The organism is Caballeronia sp. INML1 (assembly GCF_023631085.1).
Taxonomy (GTDB): Bacteria; Pseudomonadota; Gammaproteobacteria; order Burkholderiales; family Burkholderiaceae; genus Caballeronia; species Caballeronia turbans.
This window is the reverse complement of the sequence record NZ_JALQDT010000019.1, coordinates 160,787-179,918: the sequence shown is the minus strand read 5'-3', so window position 1 is coordinate 179,918 and position 19,132 is coordinate 160,787. Positions and strand designations below refer to the sequence as shown.

At 62.8% G+C, this 19,132-nt stretch carries 21 protein-coding genes; 17 read left to right on the top strand and 4 right to left on the bottom strand.

The annotated features are described in order from the left end of the window. Nucleotides 1–300 precede the first annotated feature (300 nt). The 3 genes from imuA (at nucleotide 301) to NCR38_RS08135 (ending at nucleotide 6,206) form a co-directional block, all read left to right on the top strand. Nucleotides 301–1,164: a translesion DNA synthesis-associated protein ImuA gene (gene imuA, locus NCR38_RS08145; protein ID WP_250476771.1), complete on the top strand. Its 864-nt coding sequence runs from the start codon at nucleotides 301–303 to the stop codon at nucleotides 1,162–1,164. Beyond that, nucleotides 1,109–2,728 carry a DNA polymerase Y family protein gene (locus NCR38_RS08140; protein ID WP_250476770.1) on the top strand — a complete coding sequence of 540 codons (1,620 nt, stop codon included), beginning with the start codon at nucleotides 1,109–1,111 and terminating at the stop codon, nucleotides 2,726–2,728. Before imuA ends, NCR38_RS08140 begins: the two co-directional genes overlap by 56 nt. Nucleotides 2,729–2,810: 82 nt before the next feature. Next, nucleotides 2,811–6,206 carry an error-prone DNA polymerase gene (locus NCR38_RS08135; RefSeq protein WP_250476776.1) on the top strand — a complete coding sequence of 1,132 codons (3,396 nt, stop codon included), beginning with the start codon at nucleotides 2,811–2,813 and terminating at the stop codon, nucleotides 6,204–6,206. Here the strand turns inward: NCR38_RS08135 and NCR38_RS08130 are convergent. Next, nucleotides 6,200–7,138: an SDR family oxidoreductase gene (locus NCR38_RS08130; RefSeq protein ID WP_250476769.1), complete on the bottom strand. Its 939-nt coding sequence runs from the start codon at nucleotides 7,136–7,138 to the stop codon at nucleotides 6,200–6,202. The genes NCR38_RS08135 and NCR38_RS08130 overlap by 7 nt on opposite strands. After that, nucleotides 7,135–7,341, bottom strand: a complete 207-nt coding sequence (locus NCR38_RS08125; RefSeq protein ID WP_250476768.1) for a heavy-metal-associated domain-containing protein — start codon at nucleotides 7,339–7,341, stop codon at nucleotides 7,135–7,137. The genes NCR38_RS08130 and NCR38_RS08125 overlap by 4 nt, the downstream gene beginning before the upstream one ends. A gap of 97 nt (nucleotides 7,342–7,438) precedes the next feature. Between NCR38_RS08125 and cueR the strand changes: the two genes are divergently transcribed. Together cueR and NCR38_RS08115 are read left to right on the top strand one after the other, a co-directional pair. Then, on the top strand, nucleotides 7,439–7,825 hold the full coding sequence (gene cueR / locus NCR38_RS08120; RefSeq protein ID WP_061121063.1) for a Cu(I)-responsive transcriptional regulator: 387 nt from the start codon (nucleotides 7,439–7,441) through the stop codon (nucleotides 7,823–7,825). Nucleotides 7,826–8,059: 234 nt separating this feature from the next. Further along, complete coding sequence (locus tag NCR38_RS08115) at nucleotides 8,060–8,206, top strand: DUF3563 family protein (protein WP_075644455.1); 147 nt, start codon at nucleotides 8,060–8,062, stop codon at nucleotides 8,204–8,206. A gap of 95 nt (nucleotides 8,207–8,301) precedes the next feature. Here NCR38_RS08115 and NCR38_RS08110 read toward each other — a convergent pair whose 3' ends face one another. Beyond that, on the bottom strand, nucleotides 8,302–8,700 hold the full coding sequence (locus tag NCR38_RS08110; protein WP_061121064.1) for a DUF305 domain-containing protein: 399 nt from the start codon (nucleotides 8,698–8,700) through the stop codon (nucleotides 8,302–8,304). A 112-nt stretch (nucleotides 8,701–8,812) separates the two neighbouring features. Between NCR38_RS08110 and NCR38_RS08105 the strand changes: the two genes are divergently transcribed. Continuing rightward, on the top strand, nucleotides 8,813–9,181 hold the full coding sequence (locus NCR38_RS08105) for a hypothetical protein (RefSeq protein WP_250476767.1): 369 nt from the start codon (nucleotides 8,813–8,815) through the stop codon (nucleotides 9,179–9,181). Between the two features lie 12 nt (nucleotides 9,182–9,193). Here the strand turns inward: NCR38_RS08105 and NCR38_RS08100 are convergent, their stop codons facing one another. After that, a complete protein-coding gene (locus NCR38_RS08100) occupies nucleotides 9,194–10,039 on the bottom strand; it encodes a 23S rRNA (adenine(2030)-N(6))-methyltransferase RlmJ (RefSeq protein WP_250476766.1) in 846 nt (281 codons plus the stop codon). 289 nt (nucleotides 10,040–10,328) lie between these two features. Here NCR38_RS08100 and NCR38_RS08095 point away from each other — a divergent pair, with 289 nt between their 5' ends. From NCR38_RS08095 to iscX, 11 genes are all read left to right on the top strand, one after another. Then, a complete protein-coding gene (locus NCR38_RS08095; RefSeq protein WP_061121067.1) occupies nucleotides 10,329–11,123 on the top strand; it encodes a 3-hydroxybutyrate dehydrogenase in 795 nt (264 codons plus the stop codon). 15 nt (nucleotides 11,124–11,138) lie between these two features. Next, on the top strand, nucleotides 11,139–12,383 hold the full coding sequence (locus tag NCR38_RS08090; protein WP_250476765.1) for a patatin-like phospholipase family protein: 1,245 nt from the start codon (nucleotides 11,139–11,141) through the stop codon (nucleotides 12,381–12,383). 117 nt (nucleotides 12,384–12,500) lie between these two features. After that, nucleotides 12,501–12,983, top strand: a complete 483-nt coding sequence (locus tag NCR38_RS08085; RefSeq protein WP_250476764.1) for a low molecular weight protein-tyrosine-phosphatase — start codon at nucleotides 12,501–12,503, stop codon at nucleotides 12,981–12,983. 140 nt (nucleotides 12,984–13,123) lie between these two features. Then, entirely contained in the window at nucleotides 13,124–13,651 is a 528-nt protein-coding gene (gene iscR / locus NCR38_RS08080; protein ID WP_061121070.1) for a Fe-S cluster assembly transcriptional regulator IscR, read from the top strand. Between the two features lie 86 nt (nucleotides 13,652–13,737). After that, on the top strand, nucleotides 13,738–14,961 hold the full coding sequence (locus tag NCR38_RS08075) for an IscS subfamily cysteine desulfurase (RefSeq protein ID WP_061121071.1): 1,224 nt from the start codon (nucleotides 13,738–13,740) through the stop codon (nucleotides 14,959–14,961). 36 nt (nucleotides 14,962–14,997) lie between these two features. Beyond that, a complete protein-coding gene (gene iscU / locus NCR38_RS08070; protein ID WP_061121072.1) occupies nucleotides 14,998–15,426 on the top strand; it encodes a Fe-S cluster assembly scaffold IscU in 429 nt (142 codons plus the stop codon). Nucleotides 15,427–15,506: 80 nt separating this feature from the next. Continuing rightward, the gene (iscA, locus tag NCR38_RS08065; RefSeq protein WP_061121073.1) at nucleotides 15,507–15,830 is read left to right on the top strand and encodes an iron-sulfur cluster assembly protein IscA; all 324 of its coding nucleotides are present in this window, start codon (nucleotides 15,507–15,509) and stop codon (nucleotides 15,828–15,830) included. Between the two features lie 81 nt (nucleotides 15,831–15,911). Then, nucleotides 15,912–16,442 (top strand): Fe-S protein assembly co-chaperone HscB, encoded by a 531-nt coding sequence (gene hscB / locus NCR38_RS08060; protein ID WP_061121074.1) that lies wholly within the window; start codon nucleotides 15,912–15,914, stop codon nucleotides 16,440–16,442. 36 nt (nucleotides 16,443–16,478) lie between these two features. Next, nucleotides 16,479–18,344: a Fe-S protein assembly chaperone HscA gene (hscA, locus tag NCR38_RS08055; RefSeq protein ID WP_061121075.1), complete on the top strand. Its 1,866-nt coding sequence runs from the start codon at nucleotides 16,479–16,481 to the stop codon at nucleotides 18,342–18,344. Nucleotides 18,345–18,392: 48 nt separating this feature from the next. Further along, complete coding sequence (gene fdx / locus NCR38_RS08050) at nucleotides 18,393–18,734, top strand: ISC system 2Fe-2S type ferredoxin (protein ID WP_061121076.1); 342 nt, start codon at nucleotides 18,393–18,395, stop codon at nucleotides 18,732–18,734. A 14-nt stretch (nucleotides 18,735–18,748) separates the two neighbouring features. After that, on the top strand, nucleotides 18,749–18,946 hold the full coding sequence (iscX, locus tag NCR38_RS08045) for a Fe-S cluster assembly protein IscX (RefSeq protein ID WP_061121077.1): 198 nt from the start codon (nucleotides 18,749–18,751) through the stop codon (nucleotides 18,944–18,946). The last annotated feature ends 186 nt before the right edge of the window (nucleotides 18,947–19,132 follow it).

The following is a 19,132-nucleotide window of genomic DNA, read 5'->3' as shown; positions in this document are numbered from 1 at the left end:
GCCGATGATAGTGCGGATACCCGTGTGAAAGTAGGTAATCGTCAGGCTCCTCATGCGATAAACAAAAACCCCACCCCGCAAAGGTGGGGTTTTTGCGTTTGGAAACGCGAAAACGCTGGTAATCCCATCGCAATTTCCTGTCTTATTCTTCGCCCTTGTGCTTCGTAAACGAGCCTTCGGCACCTCCAGATGTTTACCCGCCCTCAAAAAAATACTGTATAAATATACAGTAAAACCAAAGACCGCCGAGTGCTCGCACCGTGAGCAGGCCCTTGCATTCGCGCTGGACGGGGAAAACTCATGGGTGCAGCACTTTCATTGCTCGACATCGGGCTGACATCGCATCTGCAGCGTCAGATCTGGCAGGGCAGTCCGATCAACGATCCCGAGTCGAACATCATCTCGAGCGGATTCCGGACGCTTGATCTGGCCTTGCCCGGCGCAGGCTGGATGCCCGGCACAGTCACCGAGTTACTGATCGAAGAGAGCGGCGTGGGCGAAATCAGATTGCTCGCGCGCACGCTTCGAGAACTGACAGTGGGCAAAGATCGCTCCGTCATCTTCATCGCGCCACCGTGGAAGCCCAATCTGGCCGCGCTTCGGGCGATGAAAATCGCGGTCGATAAACTGGTCTGGGTCAAGGCGCCCGAAGATCAGGTGCTCTGGGCCGCAGAGCAGTCGCTGAAGCAGGAAGGCATCGGCGCTGTGCTGATCTGGCTGCCTCAAGTGCGTCCGGAAGCACTGCGGAGGCTGCAAGTCGCCGCTCAGGAAGCGCAGTCGCTGGCGTTCCTGTTCCGCCCGCTCAAAGCGGCGAAGCAATCATCCGCCGCGCCATTGCGCATGGTCTGCAAACCGATACTCCCCGCCAGCGCACAGACGATGAACCGTCGCGAATGGATGCAAGCCGTCATGCTCGAAATCGACATCATCAAGCGGCGTGGCCCACTGTTGGGCAAGCCGCTGCGGTTGAGCTTGCCGCTGCAGATGCCTGCTCTGCCCGAACATATTCGTCGTGCGCATCAGGCAAGGAAAGCACGAGAGGTCAAACATGTTGTGGATAGCGGTGACATTGCCGCTTTTATCGCTCGAAGCAGTCAGGCCGCCCTCGATGCCCTCGACATCGGGGAATTCGATCTCGCCTGGAGCAACATCGACGCCGAATGACATTCGCGCCAGCGATATCGATCAGCCATGCTTCGCGCTCGCGGATCACGCGCGCATCCTGATGCCCGATCTCGTCGCGTTTCGGCTCGGCGTGCGGCCCGGCAGCACGCGCTCGCATGCGTTCGCGCTGGCGCCGCAACTGACGCTGCTCGCCATCGACATGCGTGAAGAGCAAAACGCGCTCGAAGCTGTTGCGCTGGCGTTGCTCGCGTTTTCGCCCAAAGTCGTGCTGGCCCATGCGAATACGGTGCTGCTCGAAGTTGGCGCGAGCATGCGGCTCTTCGGCGGCTTGCGCGCGTTGCTGTCCAAGGTGACATCGACGGTAAAAGGATGCGGTTTCACCTCGCGCATGGGCTGCGCGCCGACGGCGTGGGGCGCATGGCTGCTGGCTCACGCGCGCACGCGTCGTGTTACGCGGCGCGTACGCATCGTGAAAGAGACGACGCTCGTCCATGTGCTCGATGCGTTGCCCGTATCGCTCATCCCGTCGGCGCATTCGCACGGCAACGTGTTCGAGCAGATCGGCTGCGCAACGCTCGCCGATTTGCGTCGTCTGCCGCGCAAGGGCGTCGCGCGACGGTTCGGTCAGGGCATCCTGCAATGGCTCGCGCAAGCATATGGACAGGCACCCGATCCGCGCGAGGCGTTCTGCGCGCGGGCGTCGTTCGAGGCTCGGCTCGAATTGCAGGCGCGCGTGGAAAGCGCCGAGGCGTTGCTGTTCGCCGCCCGCCGGCTTGTGTTGCAACTCGCCGGCTGGCTGAGCGCGCATCATGCGGCGGTCAGTGAATTTTCGCTCTTGCTCGAGCACGAGCTGGCTGCCCGTCACGCGCCGAAAACGTCGACATTCAAGGTAGCCTGGGCCGTGCCGACGCGCGAAGCCGATCACATCCTCTGGCTGCTGCGCGAGAAACTGAATCAGACGACGCTCGCAGCGCCCGTGATCGAGATGAAGCTTCTTGCCGACAAGGTCAGCGAGCATGCGCCGCCGGCCGAGACCTTGTTTCCGATGCCCGGTTCCGACAGCGAATCGATGGCGCAACTGCTCGAACGTCTGAGCGCGCGGCTCGGCGCCGAGAACGTCGTGCAGCTGGTCGCGCGAGACGATCATCGGCCCGAAGCGGCGATGACGGTCGAAGCTTATAAGCCTGCAAGCGAGACGAAGCCGAAGCGCGGGAAGAAATCGTCAAAGACGCAAGCGGCAAAAGCAGATACGCCGACCGAAACCGAACCCGAGGCGCAAACCGACGCGCAAACCGAGGCGCAAACCGAGGCGCAAACCGAATCCGGCGGGCCGCTCGAGCTTCCCGATCGGGCCGTTCCCTCGCAGCCGCGCCCGTCGTGGATACTCGAGACACCGCAAAAGCTGATCTTGCGCAACGAGCGCCCGTTTTACCGACGCCCGCTGAAGCTGATCAGCCGGACCGAGCGCATCGAGGCGGGATGGTGGGACGGCAATGGTGTCCAGCGCGATTACTACGTCGCCGCCGACGATCGCGGCCGCATGTTCTGGCTTTATCGCGAACGTCTCACCGGCAGTTGGTTCCTGCACGGTTTTTTCGGATGATGCCGCCGTGGATGATTTGAACGACATCATCGGCCTGGATGAAGATGACGAAGGCGACGACAAGGCCGCGGTTCTCGGCGCGATGTCGGCCTCGGCGCTGTTGCCCGGTTATGCCGAACTGCATTGCCTTAGCAACTTTTCGTTTCTGCGCGGCGCATCGCATCCGCAGGAACTGGCCGCGGCAGCGCTCGAGCACGGCTATACCGCGCTCGCGATCACGGACGAATGCTCGCTCGCGGGCGTCGTGCGTGCACATGCCGCGATCAAGGACATCGAAGCGAAGGCGCGCGCCGACGCCGAAGCCGCGCAGCTTGCAGGCGAGCCGCCGCCCAAAAAGCAGGATCTGAAACTGATCATCGGCAGCGAACTGCATCTCACCGATGCCGACGGCGAGCCGTTCTGCACGCTCATCGCGCTTGCGACGAATCGGGCGGGCTACGGCAACCTGTCGGAGCTCATTTCGCACGCGCGCGCTCGTTCGCCCAAGGGCAGTTACAAGATAGGCCCGGAGGACTTCACGGACCCCGCCGCGTCATCCAACGCGGCGGATCTGCGCGGCGATATTGCGCATCTGAAGCACTTGCCGGATTGCATCCTGATTCTCGTGCCGCAGAGATCGGCGACGCTCGCCGATACGCTCGACCGCGCGCACTGGCTGGCCGGCTTTGCCGCGAGCCGTGCGTGGCTCGCGCTTGAGCTCTGGCAGGACGGTAGCGACGACGAGCGTCTTGCTTCCTGTCGTGTGATCGCCGAAGCGAGCGGATTGCCGCTCGTCGCGGCGAGCGGCGCGCTGATGCACGCGCGCTCCCGCAAGCCTTTGCAGGACACGCTGACCGCGATCCGCCTGAACCGGCCTCTTGCCGAATGCGGCTACGCGCTCGAAGCGAACGCGGAGCGACATCTGCGCACGCGGTTGCGCATCGGCGCGCTGTATCCAAAAGAGGCGATCCGGGAAACGCTGAAGGTGGCGGCCCGCTGCACCTTCAATCTCGAGGAACTCAAATACGAATACCCCGAAGAGCTGGTGCCGCCCGGCGAGACGCCCGCGAGCTATCTGCGCAAACGCGTGATCGCGGGCGCGCTGCAACGCTGGCCGAACGGCATGGATGCCGAGACGATCGGTCTCATTGATAAAGAGCTGGCGCTCGTCGCCAGACTGGAATACGAGAAGTACTTCCTGACTGTCTATGACATCGTCGCCTTTGCGCGCAGCAAGGGCATTTTGTGTCAGGGGCGAGGCTCGGCGGCGAACTCGATCATTTGCTATTGCCTGTTCATCACCGAACTCGATCCGGTCCGGATGGGCTTGTTGATCGAGCGCTTCATCTCGCAAGCGCGCAACGAGCCGCCCGATATCGACGTCGATTTCGAGCACCAGCGGCGCGAGGAAGTCATCCAGTACATCTATCAGAAGTATGGGCGGCATCGCGCGTCGCTGGCGGCGTCGCTCATCACGTATCACACGCGCAGCGCGCTGAAGGATGTCGGCAAGGCGCTCGGGCTCGATGCGTCGCTGATCGAGCGCATCGGGAAGTCGCAGCAGTGGTGGGACGGACCGTCCGCGGTGGCGGGTTATCTCAGGGAAGCGGGCTTCAGCGACGATTCCCACGTCACGAAGCATCTCATCCGTTTGACGCGCGAGCTGCGAGGCTTTCCGCGGCATCTGTCGCAGCACGTCGGCGGTTTCGTGATCGCGCGGGAACGCTTGTCGCGGCTCGTGCCGATCGAAAACGCCGCGATGAAAGACCGCTGCGTGATTCAGTGGGACAAGGACGACATCGATCAGCTGAAGCTCCTGAAAGTGGACGTGCTCGCGCTCGGCATGCTGTCGGCGATCCGGCGCGCCCTCGAATTCGTCGCGCTGCGGCGCGGCGTGCCGGGTTTCGGGCTGTCGCATATTCGCCGCGAGGACAAGGCCGTCTACGAGATGTGCTGCCGCGCGGACACCATCGGCGTGTTTCAGATCGAATCGCGCGCACAGCAAAGCATGCTGCCGCGCTTGCGGCCGCAGAAGTACTACGACCTCGTGATCGAAGTGGCGATCGTGCGGCCCGGCCCGATCCAGGGCGGCATGGTGCATCCGTATCTGCGCCGCAAACAGGGACTGGAAGAGGAGGAGTATCCGAAAGAGGAGCTACGGCCGGTGCTCGGCCGCACGCTCGGCGTGCCGATCTTTCAGGAGCAGGTGATGAAGCTCGCGATGGTTGCGGCGGGCTACACGGCGGAACAGGCCGATCAATTGCGCCGGGCGATGGCCGCGTGGCGTCGCGGCAGTCATCTGGAGAAATATCAGGCCGATCTCATGAAGAAGATGCTTGCGCGCGGCTACGAGCACGATTTCGCCGCGCGTGTGTGCAAGCAGATCGAGGGATTCGGCGAATATGGCTTTCCGGAGAGTCACTCGGCGAGCTTCGCGCTGCTTGTTTATTTCAGCGCGTGGATCAAGCGTTACGAGCCCGCCGCGTTTCTGGCCGGTTTGCTGAACAGCCAGCCGCTCGGGTTCTATTCGCCGTCGCAACTCGTGCAGGACGCACGGCGTCACGGCGTGCCGGTGTTCGCGCCCGATGTTTCCCTGAGCGATTGGGAATCGGTGCTGGAAGCGCGGTCCGGTAACGGCGAGCGCGTCGTGTTCGATGCCGGCAAGGAGCGGCGGCGTCAGCAGTTCTATGGCGCGGCCGCGTCGGATCGCGTGTTTCGGAAGACCGTGCGACGAGCGGCGCGCAGCTTTAGAAAGCGCGTCGAGCTGGATGGACGGCAATACGGCGCGAAAGGGCCGGGCGTGCGGATCGGCCTGCAACTGATCAAGGGTCTTCCGCAAGCGGCGGCCGAGCGGATCATGGCAGCGCGCGCGCAGGCGCCCTTCGTCGATGTCGACGATCTCACGCGCCGTGCCGCCTTGTCGCGACGCGAACTCGAAGCGCTCGCGGCGGCCAATGCGCTCGCGAGCATCGCGGGGCATCGGCGTCAGGCGTGGTGGGCGGTCACGGCGCAACAGCGCGCGCCGGAATTGCTGCGCGATGCGCCGATGAGCGAGACGCCGCTCATGCTGCCGGAAGCATCGGAAGGCCGCGAAATCGTCGACGACTACGCGAGTCTCGGACTCACGCTCAATCGTCATCCGCTCGCGCTGTTGCGCGGCAAGCTTGCGCGCCTGCGTTTCAAGACCGCCGCCGAACTCGCGGAAATCAGAAACGGACGCGTCGTGCGGGCGTGCGGCATCGTGACGGTGCGGCAAAGGCCAGGCACGGCGAACGGCACGATCTTCGTGTCGATCGAGGACGAAACCGGTGCGATCAACGTGATCGTCTGGCCGGGCCTCGTCGAGAAACAGCGCAAAGTGCTGCTAGGGGCGTCGCTGCTCGGCGTGCACGGCGTCTGGCAAATGGACGGCGACGTGCGTCATCTCGTGGCGCAACGGCTCGAAGACCATAGCGCGCTGCTCGGCCGCCTCGCCGCCCCCAGCCGCGATTTTCACTGATCCAGCATGCCCGGATAGTTCTCGAGCAGTCTGGCAATCGCGCTATCGAACGGCGTACGCCGGCCGATGCCCAGCGCATCCAGCCGGCCGGAATCGAGATGACAGTCGCGCGGGCGCGGCGTCGTGTCAGCAGGCGTGCGTTGCGCGACGAGTTTTGCGTCCACTTTCAATGCCCGCGCGATGCGTTGGGCGATGTCGAACTTCGTCATCGGTTCGTCGCCGGACCATTGCGTGATGCCGGAGATCGTCGCGCCTTTCGCGTGATGTTCGAGCATGCCGCGAATCACCGCGGCGACATCGGGCGTGAAAGTCGGATAGCGCGTCGCCCAGGCGTCCATCGACGCGGGCGGGCTCGCCGGATCGGCTGATTTGACGATGGCGGGCGTGAGGCTCGTCACGGCCGATTCGTTCCAGTCCGTGAACGGACCATAAAGCAGCGGCAGGCGCAGCACGCAGGACGCCGGGTCGCTCGCGAGCAACGCGCGTTCGCCGTCCAGCTTGCTCTGTCCGTAGGCGTTGAGCGGCGCGGGCGCATCGTCGGGGAAATAGGGCGGGGCGGTGCCATCGAACACGTAATCGGTCGAGATCGACAGGACCCACGCACTGAGCGCGCGCGCTTCGCTCGCGATCACGCTCAACGCATCGACGTTCAGTGCGCGTGCACGCGCCGGATCGTTTTCGCAGATGTCCGGACGCCGTTCCGCCGCCGCCACCACGATTGCATCGGGCGCGAACTCACGAAAGAAGGCGGACACGGCGTCTCGGTCGAGCAGATCGAGTTGCGCGTTCTGTGCGTCGGCGCGGCTGTGGGCCGTGCGCACGATGCGCCATTGTCTCGCGCCGGTCGCGCTTGCCAGTTCGCCGGCGATGGCGCGTCCCAGCAATCCGGACGCGCCGATGAGCGCGACGGTGAAATCCTCGCTCCTTCTCATGCCGACGCGACGCCGACGACGGTATAGCCGGCCCCGTCGATGGCTTCCCTCAGCGCGTCGTTCGACTGCCCGGACTCGACGGCGACCGTGCCGCGCTCCAGATCGACGCGAACCTGCGCCTGCGGATCGATTTCCTGGATTGAGCGCGTGACGGCCGCGACGCAGTGCTGGCAACTCATGCCCTGAACTTCGAACTCGGTCATTGCGATTTCCTCTTTAAAAAGCCTGGATCAACGTCATCGTATACCTTCCCATCATGGGAAGGTGTAGAGTCGGGATGACATTTTTTCAGGAGCGAACATGAACATCGGTGAAGCGGCCCGTGCCTCGGGCGTGACGGCGAAGATGATCCGCTACTACGAGAGTGTCGGCTTGCTGAATCCGGTCGGGCGGACGTCGTCGGGATATCGCGTGTACGGTGATCAGGAGGTGCATGCGCTGCGCTTTGTACGACAGGCGCGCCGGCTTGGCTTTCTCGTCGAGGACATCCGTAAGCTACTTGCTTTATGGCAGGACCGCTCGCGGGCGAGCGCCGAAGTGAAGTCGATCGCACTGGAACATGTCGCGGAACTGGACCGGCGAATCGCCGAATTGACGGAAATGCGCGACACGCTGTCGCACTTGGCGGCCCACTGCCACGGCGATACACGACCGGACTGCCCGATCTTGGACAATCTGTCGCAGTAGACGCACCAATTCGGTGCGTAAATAGGCGCCTGATTTTCAAGACCTGGTAATTGTCCGAAAAATCAGAACCTTAGGCAATAATTTACACTGCACCATTCCGAAACTGAATGCACAGTATTCAAGCATTTCACTACCCGGGCGCGGACGTTCTCCTCTATAATCCGGGTATTCCCTAGTGCGGGTAATCCCTGACCAGAAAATGCCAGGGATCTTTTAAAGACCTTGGAGAACACCATGTTTGCATTCCTGATCGAAAAACTGAGCTTTTGGTTCGAAGCCGCCGAGCAGCGTCGCCGTGAAGCGTACCTTGCTCAATCCACGGACATCGTCCAGCTCGAACAGCGTATCCGATCGCTCGAAACGAACGGCTATAACGCGTAAGCGTTCCGTTCTGGCGTGGAAAAACGCCAACGTGAAAGTTGGAAAGCCCCGCATTGCGGGGCTTTTGCTTTTCTGCTCGATGCGCGTCGCAGAGTTCAATGCTTCGTCGGGTGCTGCTCCACCCACTGCTTCATGAACGCGATTTCCTTTTCCTGCGCGGCGATGATGTCTTTCGCCAGCTTGCGGAGCTTCGCGTCCTTGCCGTACTTCAATTCGACCTTCGCCATTTCCACCGCACCCTGATGATGCGGAATCATGTGCGCGACGAAATCGCGGTCGGCGTCTCCCGTGTACTCGACGCCAGTCATGCCCGACATCATTTTCTGATCGGCGGCCTGGAAGGCGGCGGTCGACGAGACGTCCGTGGGCTTCGGCGCGTGCTGTTCCATGTTCATGCCGGGCATCGCATCGCTCGACGGCGCGGCGGGCTGTGCTATCGCGCATGCGCTAGAGAGGGCGGTGAAGATGGCAAGCGCGATTCGTTTTGATTTCATCGTATCTCCTGTGAAGAGGGCGATTGCGAACTGCATATGAGTCGGAACGCCTAGCCTAAAGCTTGCCACCGGGGTAAGGTAAAGCAGTTTCGTCTACATAAAAGAGCGCGCGATGCCAGGCCACATCAACACGACGAATATTCGCATTCAGGATCGCGTCGCAAGAGCCGCATGGGTTTGCGGCGTGCTCGCCGCGGCGTTGCTCGGCTCGCAATCGACGTTCGCCAAGCCAGGCGGCGAGCCTCTCGTGCTCGATACGCAAACAGGCATCCATAGCGGCGTGAGCGGAACCGTGCTTCAGAGCGGACCGCTCGGCGGTCCCGGCATGGTGCCGATGGCAACATTGCCCGGGCCGCCGCAGGAAGCGGAGCCGCCGATCGTGGTTTCGCCCTACGTCGAGTACTCGACCGGGCAGAGCACTGTGCCCGCGCCGCCCGGGGGAAGCCCCCGCCCACGCGTTCCGCGCACGCCTCGTCCCTGACGATCGCCCGGTTCAGTCCGCGCGATGCTCCAGCTTGAACGACGCGTGCTCGTCCTCGCCGAGCGCGTTGACGAGATAGGGCAGTGCACCCTTCAATTCTTTCGCCAGCGTGTACGGCGGATTGATCACGAACATGCCGCTGCCGAAGAGGCCGAAGCCGTCCGTCGGCGGTTTTTTCACAATCAAGGCGGCATGCAGCCAACCCTTCGGCTGGATGGCCTTCAACTGATCGGCGAAGCGCTGCGACTCGATGCGCGTGACGATCGGATACCAGACCGCGTATGTCCCTGTCGCAAAGCGCTTGATGTTCTCCTCGAGACACGTGAGCGTCCGAGCGTAGTCGCGCTTGTCCTCATATGACGGGTCGATCAGCACGAGCGCGCGGCGCGGCGGTGGCGGCAGGAGCGCCTTGATGCCGTCGAAGCCGTCGCCTTCATAGATCATCGCGCGCCGGCCGGCGTCCCGGAAATTGTGGCGCAGCACGTCGATCTCCGTGCTGTGCAACTCGAAAAGCCGCATGCGATCCTGCTCGCGCATCGTGCGCCAGGCGAGATAGGGCGAGCCGGGATAAAACTGCAGGCCACCGTCGGGATTCAGTGCATTGACTTCATCGACGTAGTCGGCGAGGAGCGGCGGCAGGTCGTCCCGATCCCGAAGTTTCCCGATCCCCGTTTGGAACTCCGCGTTTTTCGTCGCGAAGCCTTCAGTGAGCGAGTAGACGCCGGCGCCGGCGTGCGTGTCGATATACCAATACGATTTTTCCTTCATGCCGAGATGGCGAAGCATCTGAATGACGATTGCGTGTTTCAGCACATCGGCGTGATTGCCCGCATGAAAGGCGTGACGATAACTGAGCATGACAAGAGGCCTGCGCGGGGCGCGAAAAAAACCGGAATGAAAAGGGGCGGGGAAGGGAGCCTATTCTAGCCGACGCCGCCCGGCGCACGAGTCGTGACGCCCCGCTTACGCTGCGGCGCACTGCATCCTTCATGCACAATAGTCGCTCCCGGACATTCATGAACAGTCGACCGAACGGCATAGGCATTCTCATGTTTCGCAGGCGTTTTCCTATGCCGAACGGCCAGCTTGATGGTCGTGCCGATGGATGTTGTCATTTCTGATGTCTTCCACTGGATAGGAGGTTCGCATGTCATCAAACGGAAAGCTCGACGGCAAAACCGCGGTCGTGACGGGCGCGGCGAGCGGCATCGGCCGGGCGATCGCATTCACGCTCGCGGGCGCGGGCGCTGCGGTTGCCATCGCAGACCTGAATCAGGCGGGCGCCGACGCCGTTGCCGCGGAAATTCGCGGCAACGGCGGCAAGGCCATCGGTATCGCGATGGACGTGACGAACGAAGACGCGGTCAATCAGGGCATCGATCGCGTCGCGTCGGAACTCGGCTCGGTGGACATCCTTGTGTCGAATGCGGGCATCCAGATCGTCAATCCGATCGAAAACTACGCATACGCCGACTGGAAGAAGATGATGGCCATTCATGTCGATGGCGCGTTCCTCACCACCAAAGCCGCGCTGAGACACATGTACAAGGACGATCGCGGCGGCGTCGTGATCTACATGGGTTCCGTGCATTCGCACGAGGCGTCGCCGCTCAAGTCGGCGTATGTCACCGCGAAGCACGGCTTGCTCGGCCTCGCGCGCGTGCTCGCCAAGGAGGGCGCGAAGCATAACGTGCGTTCGCACGTCGTCTGTCCGGGCTTCGTGCGCACGCCGCTCGTCGACAAGCAGATTCCCGAGCAGGCGAAGGAACTGAAGATCAGCGAAGAGGAAGTCGTCAAGCGCGTGATGCTGGGCGGCACCGTGGACGGCGTGTTCACGACCGTCGAGGACGTCGCGCAGACCGTGCTCTTTCTGTCCGCGTTCGAAACGGCGGCGCTGACGGGGCAATCGTTCGTCGTGAGCCACGGCTGGTTCATGCAATAAGGGAGACGACGGGCAATGTCGGAAATCGAGAACGAAGACACGCTACGTCGGGGCAATGCCAGGAAACCAACGAACGATGCCGCGTCCGCATCCGTCGTGGAACGCGCGCCGTCCCGCATCCACTTGCCGCCCTACGAGACGATCGCGCTGATGCTGCAGGGCGGAGGCGCGCTCGGCGCCTATCAGGCGGGCGTCTATCAAGGGCTCCACGAGGCGGATATTCATCCGAACTGGATCGCCGGCATCTCGATCGGCTCGCTCAACACGGCGATCATCGCGGGTAATGCGCCGGAGCATCGCGTGACGCGTCTCCTGGAATTCTGGGAGACGATCTGTCAGCCGGCATACGGTTTTCCTTTGCCAGCCTTCGTCGAGCGCGCGCTTTTCGATTCCGCCGATGAGATTCGCAAGGCGTTCACCGCGATGCAGGCATTCGGCGCGGTCGTCGAAGGGCAGAAGGGTTTTTTCGTTCCGCGCTTTCCGCCGCCGTCGCCGATCGCGTCGAGCTCGCCGCAAACCGCGAGCTACTACGACACGACGCCGCTCAAGGCCACGCTCGAGCGTCTTTGCGATTTCGATCGCATCAACTCCGGCGAGACCCGCGTCTCGGTCGGCGCCGTGAACGTCGCGACGGGCAATTTCGCCTATTTCGACAACACGCAGGTCGAGTTGCGCGCCGAGCATTTCATCGCATCGGGCGCCTTGCCGCCGGGTTTCGCCGCAGTCGAGATCGATGGCCAGTTCTACTGGGACGGCGGCCTCATGTCGAACACGCCGCTCTACGAGATCGCGCAGGCAACGCCGCGGCGCGACACGCTCGCCTTCCAGGTCGATCTGTGGAGCGCGCGCGGGCCGGTGCCGGACAGCATCGTCGATGTCATGGGACGCGTGAAGGACGTGCAGTTTTCGAGCCGCACGCGCCTCGTCACGGATCAGATGCAGCGCTCGCAGCGCTACCGCAATGTCCTGCAGCACGTGCTCGACCTCGTGCCCGAAGAGGTTCGCAAGAATGATGAATGGTGCAGGCTTGCCGCCGAACTGGCGTGCTCGAAGCGCTACAACATCGTTCATCTGATCTACCGGCAAAAGGAATACGAGGGCCATTACAAGGACTACCAGTTCGGCCTCTCGACGATGCGGGAACACTGGGAAAGCGGTCTCGCCGATATGCGCCGCACGCTTGCGCATCGCGACTGGCTCGACATGCCTAACGGCGAATCGCGTTTCATCACACACGACATCCATCGCGACGAGCAATGAATGCGTTCCGCACCGCCCGATTGGGCGGGAAAGTGTGCCACTTTGTATAATCGCGCACGCATTCCGGCGGCTTGCCTCGGCGACGTCGCCGGGCGTCACGACTCTTTCCGGCTTTAGATGAACTCGATCGCGATCTGCTTCGTCTGTCTCGGCAACATCTGCCGCTCGCCCAGCGCCGAAGCGGTGATGCGTGATCTCGTCGAGCGCGCGAAGCTGGTCGGGCGGATCGTCGTCGATTCGGCCGGCACGGGCGACTGGCACATCGGCGAGCCGCCCGACGAGCGCGCCCAGAAGGCCGCGAAGAAGCGCGGCTACGATCTCTCGACACTGCGCGGACGTCAGGTCGCCGCCGCCGATTTCGCGCGTTTCGATCTGTTCATCGTCATGGACGACGCCAACGCCGCCGCCTTGACGGCGATCTGCCCGCCCGAACATCGCGGCAAGATCCGCCTGCTCATGGAGTTCGCCACAGGCGATGACAGCCGCGTCGTCGTCGATCCCTATTTCGGCGGCGAAGATGGTTTCGAAAAAGTGCTCGATCAGTGCGAGAACGCGTGCCAAGGTTTGCTGAACGCCTTGCGTGCCCAATTGACGGCTTGACGGCCATCGCCCGACGGCCCTCCGTGCGAGTGCGAAAAAACCAATTAAAAAGCTACTTATCTCGTCCGGGATACTTGACTAAAACTGTGGGATATTTATACTTGACGAAAATCATCGAGTATTAGCGGTAGCCCCCAATTATGAGACTCACCACGAAAGGCCGTTTCGCCGTAACGGCGATGATCGACCTGGCGTTGCGCCAGGAGCAGGGCCCGGTGACGCTGGCAGGCATCAGTCAGCGCCAGCGCATCTCGCTTTCATATCTCGAACAGCTCTTCGGCAAGCTGCGGCGGCATGAGATCGTCGAATCGGTTCGCGGACCGGGCGGCGGTTACAACCTTGCGCGCCGTGCGGAGAACGTCACGGTGGCCGACATCATCATCGCGGTCGACGAGCCGATCGACGCCACGCAATGCGGCGGCAAGGGCACGTGTGAAGGCACGAAGCAGCACGACGGCCACTGCATGACGCACGAGCTCTGGGCGACGCTCAACCAGAAGATGGTCGAGTATCTCGATTCCGTCTCGTTGAAGGATCTGGTCGACCAGCAGCGCGCACGCGAAGGTTCGTCGGCGGTCCTGCGCGACCGGCGCGCCGAGTCGGCTGGCGTCGAGGCCGCGCGCGTCGCGCCCAAGGGGCCGAATTCCATTTTCAACCTGGCCGGATGACATTGAACGCTGCGCCGGCACGAGAGCCGGGCGCGCAGATAGAAGCATCACAGCCAAGAGCTTTGACCGATTTCCCGGAGCGACTGATGAACAACGATATTCCCCACCTGCCCATTTACATGGACTACAGCGCGACGACCCCCGTCGATCCGCGCGTGGTGGACAAGATGATCCCGTATCTTCGCGAGCAGTTCGGCAATCCGGCCTCGCGCAGCCACCAGTACGGCTGGGATGCGGAGCGTGCGGTCGAGGAAGCGCGCGAGAACGTCGCGGCGCTCGTCAACTGCGACCCGCGCGAAATCATCTGGACGTCGGGTGCAACGGAATCGGACAACCTCGCGATCAAGGGCGCCGCGCACTTCTACAAGAGCAAGGGCAAGCACATCATCACCGTGAAGACCGAGCACAAGGCCGTGCTCGACACCACGCGTGAGCTGGAGCGCGAAGGTTACGAAGTCACGTATCTCGACGTGAAGGACGACGGTCTCATCGATCTGGACAAGTTCAAGGCGGCGATCCGCCCGGACACGATCCTCGTCTCGGTGATGAGCGTGAACAACGAGATCGGCGTGATTCAGGACATCGAGGCGATCGGCGAGATCACGCGTGAGAAGGGCATCATTTTCCACGTCGATGCGGCGCAGGCCACCGGCAAGATCGAAATCGACCTGCAAAAGCTCAAGGTCGACCTGATGTCGTTCTCGGCGCACAAGACGTACGGCCCGAAGGGCATCGGCGCGCTGTACGTGCGTCGCAAGCCGCGCGTGCGCATCGAGGCGCAGATGCACGGCGGCGGTCACGAGCGCGGCATGCGTTCGGGCACGCTCGCGACGCATCAGATCGTCGGCATGGGCGAGGCGTTTCGCATCGCGCGTGAAGAAATGGCAACGGAAAACGAGCGCATCCGCATGTTGCGCGACCGTCTGCTGAGAGGCCTGAAGGACATGGAAGAGGTGTACGTCAACGGCGACATGGAACGCCGTGTGCCGCACAACCTCAATATCAGCTTCAATTTCGTCGAGGGTGAATCGCTGATCATGGCGGTGAAGGATGTCGCGGTGTCGTCGGGATCGGCGTGCACGTCGGCATCGCTGGAGCCGTCGTATGTGCTGCGTGCGCTCGGTCGCAACGACGAACTCGCGCACAGCTCGATCCGCTTCACGGTCGGCCGCTTCACCACCGAGCAGGATGTCGACTACGTGATCAACCTGCTGAAGACCAAGATCGCAAAGCTGCGCGATCTGTCGCCGCTCTGGGAAATGCACAAGGACGGCATCGACATCTCGACCATCCAGTGGGCCGCGCACTGAGCGACGCGCGTCACCGAATAAAGGAGAGTTTGAATCATGGCTTATAGCGACAAGGTTCTGGACCACTACGAAAACCCGCGTAACGTTGGCTCGTTCTCGAAGGACGACGACACCGTCGGCACCGGCATGGTCGGCGCGCCGGCGTGCGGCGACGTGATGAAGCTGCAGATCCGCGTGGGCGCGGATGGCGTGATCGAGGACGCGAAGTTCAAGACCTACGGCTGCGGCTCGGCGATCGCATCGAGTTCGCTCGTCACCGAATGGGTGAAGGGCAAGACGCTGGATCAGGCACTGACGATCAAGAACACGCAGATCGCCGAGGAACTGGCGCTGCCGCCTGTGAAGATCCACTGCTCGATTCTCGCGGAAGACGCGATCAAGGCAGCGGTTGCCGATTACAAGCAGCGTCATGGCGTCGCGGCGCCCGAAGCGCAGGCAGTGGAAGCGAAACAGCACGCGGCGTAACGACTGAAGCGAGCGCCGCGCATGAGCGCGGCGCCGCGATGAGCCGGCGAAGCACGGTAAAGCGAAGAGAAGCGAAGACTATGGCAATCACGTTGACGGATAAAGCGGCACAGCACGTGCAGAAGTATCTGATGCGGCGCGGCAAGGGCGTCGGCCTGCGGCTGGGCGTGCGCACGACGGGCTGTTCGGGTCTGGCGTACAAGCTCGAATATGTCGATGAACTCGCGCCCGAAGACACCGTGTTCGAGACGGCGGGCGTGAAGATCGTGATCGATCCGAAAAGTCTTCCGTATCTCGACGGCACCGAGCTGGACTTCGCCCGCGAAGGTCTGAACGAAGGCTTCAAGTTCAACAACCCGAACGCGAAGGACGAGTGCGGCTGCGGCGAATCGTTCCGCGTTTGACGCGAATCACGCCGGCGGTATCGGCAAAAGAGGCGGCGCGTGCCGCCTTTTTCATTCGCACACTGAAACCATAGACATAGCATGGCCTCGCTCACCGACAGTCACTTCGATCTCTTCGATCTGCCGCGAACCTTCGCCGTCGATCCGCAGAAGCTCGACGACGCATATCGCACCGTGCAGGCGCAAGTGCATCCGGATCGTTTCGCCGCGGCGGGCGACGCGCAGAAACGTATCGCGATGCAATGGGCCACGCACGCGAACGAGGCCTATCAGACGCTGCGCGATCCGCTCAGGCGCGCGCGCTATATGCTGTCGCAGCGCGGCATCGACGTCGGCGCGGAGAACAACACCGCGATGGAGCCCGCCTTCCTCATGCAGCAGATGGAATGGCGCGAAAATATCGAGGATGCCGCGAACGCGAAGAACATCGGCGCGCTCGAAGCGCTGCTCGACGAATTGCGTGAGGAAGAGCGCGTGCGTTTCACGAAGCTCGAGGCGCTGATCGACAGCGGTTCCGATCAGGCCGCGGGCGAGGCGGTACGGCAGTTGATGTTCATCGAACGCGTGGCTCATGAAATCGGCACGCAAATCGAACGGCTGGAACACGCGTAAGACGAGTCAGCCGCACCCAACCCCATAAGACCAAAGATGGCTTTACTGCAAATCTCAGAACCCGGCATGGCGCCGGCGCCGCATCAACGGCGCGTGGCGGTCGGTATCGATCTCGGCACGACGAACTCGCTCGTCGCGGCCGTGCGCAGCAGCGTGCCCGAAGCGCTGCCGGACGAGGACGGCCATGTGCTGCTGCCGTCGGTCGTGCGCTATCTGGAGAAGGGCGGCCGGCGCATCGGCCGGACCGCGAAGGAAGAAGCCGTCACCGATCCGCACAACACGATCGTATCGGTCAAGCGCTTCATGGGCCGCGGCAAGAGCGAGGTCGAGGGCGCGGAGAACGCGCCGTACGATTTCATCGACGCGCCCGGCATGGTGCAGATCCGCACGATCGACGGCGTGAAGAGCCCGGTCGAAGTATCGGCGGAAATTCTCGCGACGCTGCGGCACCGCGCGGAAGATACGCTCGGCGAGGATATCGTCGGCGCGGTGATCACGGTGCCCGCCTATTTCGACGAAGCCCAGCGGCAGGCGACCAAGGACGCGGCGAAGCTCGCCGGCCTGAACGTGCTGCGGCTCCTGAACGAGCCGACCGCGGCCGCGATCGCCTACGGTCTCGATAACGGCTCCGAAGGCCTCTTCGCCGTCTACGACCTCGGCGGCGGCACCTTCGACCTGTCGATCCTGAAGCTCACGAAAGGCGTCTTCGAAGTGCTCGCGGCGGGCGGCGATTCCGCCCTCGGCGGTGACGATTTCGACCACGCGCTGTATCGCCATGTGCTGGAGCAGGCGGGCGTCACGCTCGATGTGCCGGAGGACGTGCGCCTCATGCTCGATCGCGTGCGCTCGGCCAAGGAAGCGCTCTCGGACGTGCCCGAGACGCGCGTGCAGGCGACGCTTTCCACGGGCGTCGAAATCGACGTGGCGGTGAGCGAAGCGCAATTTGCCGCGCTGGCCGAATCGCTCGTCGCGCGCACGCTCGGGCCGACGAAAAAAGCGCTGCGCGACGCGAAGGTCACGCCCAAGGACATCAAGGGCGTCGTGCTGGTCGGCGGCGCGACGCGCATGCCGGTCATCCGCCGCGCGGTCGAGGCGTTCTTCGGCCAGCCGCCGCTCGTCAATCTCGATCCGGATCAGGTCGTCGCGCTCGGCGCCGCGATCCAGGCCGACCTGCTCGCCGGCAACCGCCGGGGCGAAGGCGACGACTGGCTGCTGCTCGACGTGATTCCGCTGTCGCTCGGCGTCGAAACGATGGGCGGCCTCACCGAAAAGATCATCCCGCGCAACTCGACGATTCCCACCGCGCGCGCGCAGGATTTCACGACCTTCAAGGACGGCCAGACCGCGATGGCGATTCACGTCGTCCAGGGCGAGCGCGAGCTCGTGTCCGACTGCCGTTCGCTCGCGCGCTTCGAGCTGCGCGGCATTCCGCCGATGGCGGCCGGCGCCGCGCGCATTCGTGTGACCTATCAGGTGGACGCGGACGGCCTGCTTTCCGTGTTCGCGCGCGAGCAGGCGTCGGGCGTGGAGGCGTCGGTGGTGGTGAAGCCGTCGTACGGTCTTGCCGACGACGAAGTCGCCCGCATGCTCGAAGAGAGCTTCAAGACCGCCGAAACGGACATGCACGCGCGTGCGTTGCGCGAGGCGCAGGTCGAAGCGGAGCGTCTCATCGAAGCGACGCACGCCGCGCTCGAGACCGATGGCGAACTGCTCGACGACGAAGAGCGCGCCGAGATCCTGACGCTCGTGACCGCGCTTGCGGCGCTTGCGAACGGCGATTCGGTCGAGAAGATCGAAGAGGCCACGAAAGCGCTCGCGACCGGCACCGACGAGTTCGCCGCGCGCCGCATGAACAAGAGCATCCGCCGCGCGCTCGCGGGCCGCAAGCTCGACGACGTCTGATCGTCGCGCAGTTATTGAACAAAGAAGCATTTACGGAAAATCAGCCCCATGCCTCAAATCGTTGTGCTGCCTCACGTGGAGCTCTGTCCGGACGGTGCGGTGATCGACGCCGACGTGAGCAAGAGCATCTGCGACAACCTGCTGGAACACGGCATCGAGATCGAGCACGCCTGCGAGAAATCGTGCGCGTGCACGACGTGCCACGTCATCATCCGGGAAGGATTCAACGCGCTCGAGCCGTCCGAGGAGGACGAGGACGATCTGCTCGACAAAGCGTGGGGTCTCGAACCGACATCGCGGTTATCATGTCAGGCAATGGTGCCTGCCGACGAGGATCTGGTGATCGAGATCCCGCGGTACTCCATCAATCACGCCAAAGAAAATCACTGACAGGAGGCTCGCCCATGAAGTGGACAGATACTCAGGAGATCGCGATGGCACTCACCGACGCGCATCAGGATATCGATCCCCAATATGTGCGTTTCACTGACCTGCATCGCTGGATTACTGAACTGGACGGTTTCGACGACGATCCGGAAAAATCCAACGAGAAGATTCTGGAGGCGATCCAGGCGGCGTGGATCGAGGACGCGGATTACTGACCCGGTCCTGCCTGCATTTCTCGAACGGCGGCTCTTGCGAGCCGCCGTTTTTGTTTTCATTCGCGACTTTCCAAACATCCGCAACGCATTTCATGTTTGACAGAACTTGACGTTGCGCGCGTTGTTGCCCCTTCCCCTGCGACTTAAAATCGCCCCCGCTGCGCGTCGGCAACTAATGTCGATGCG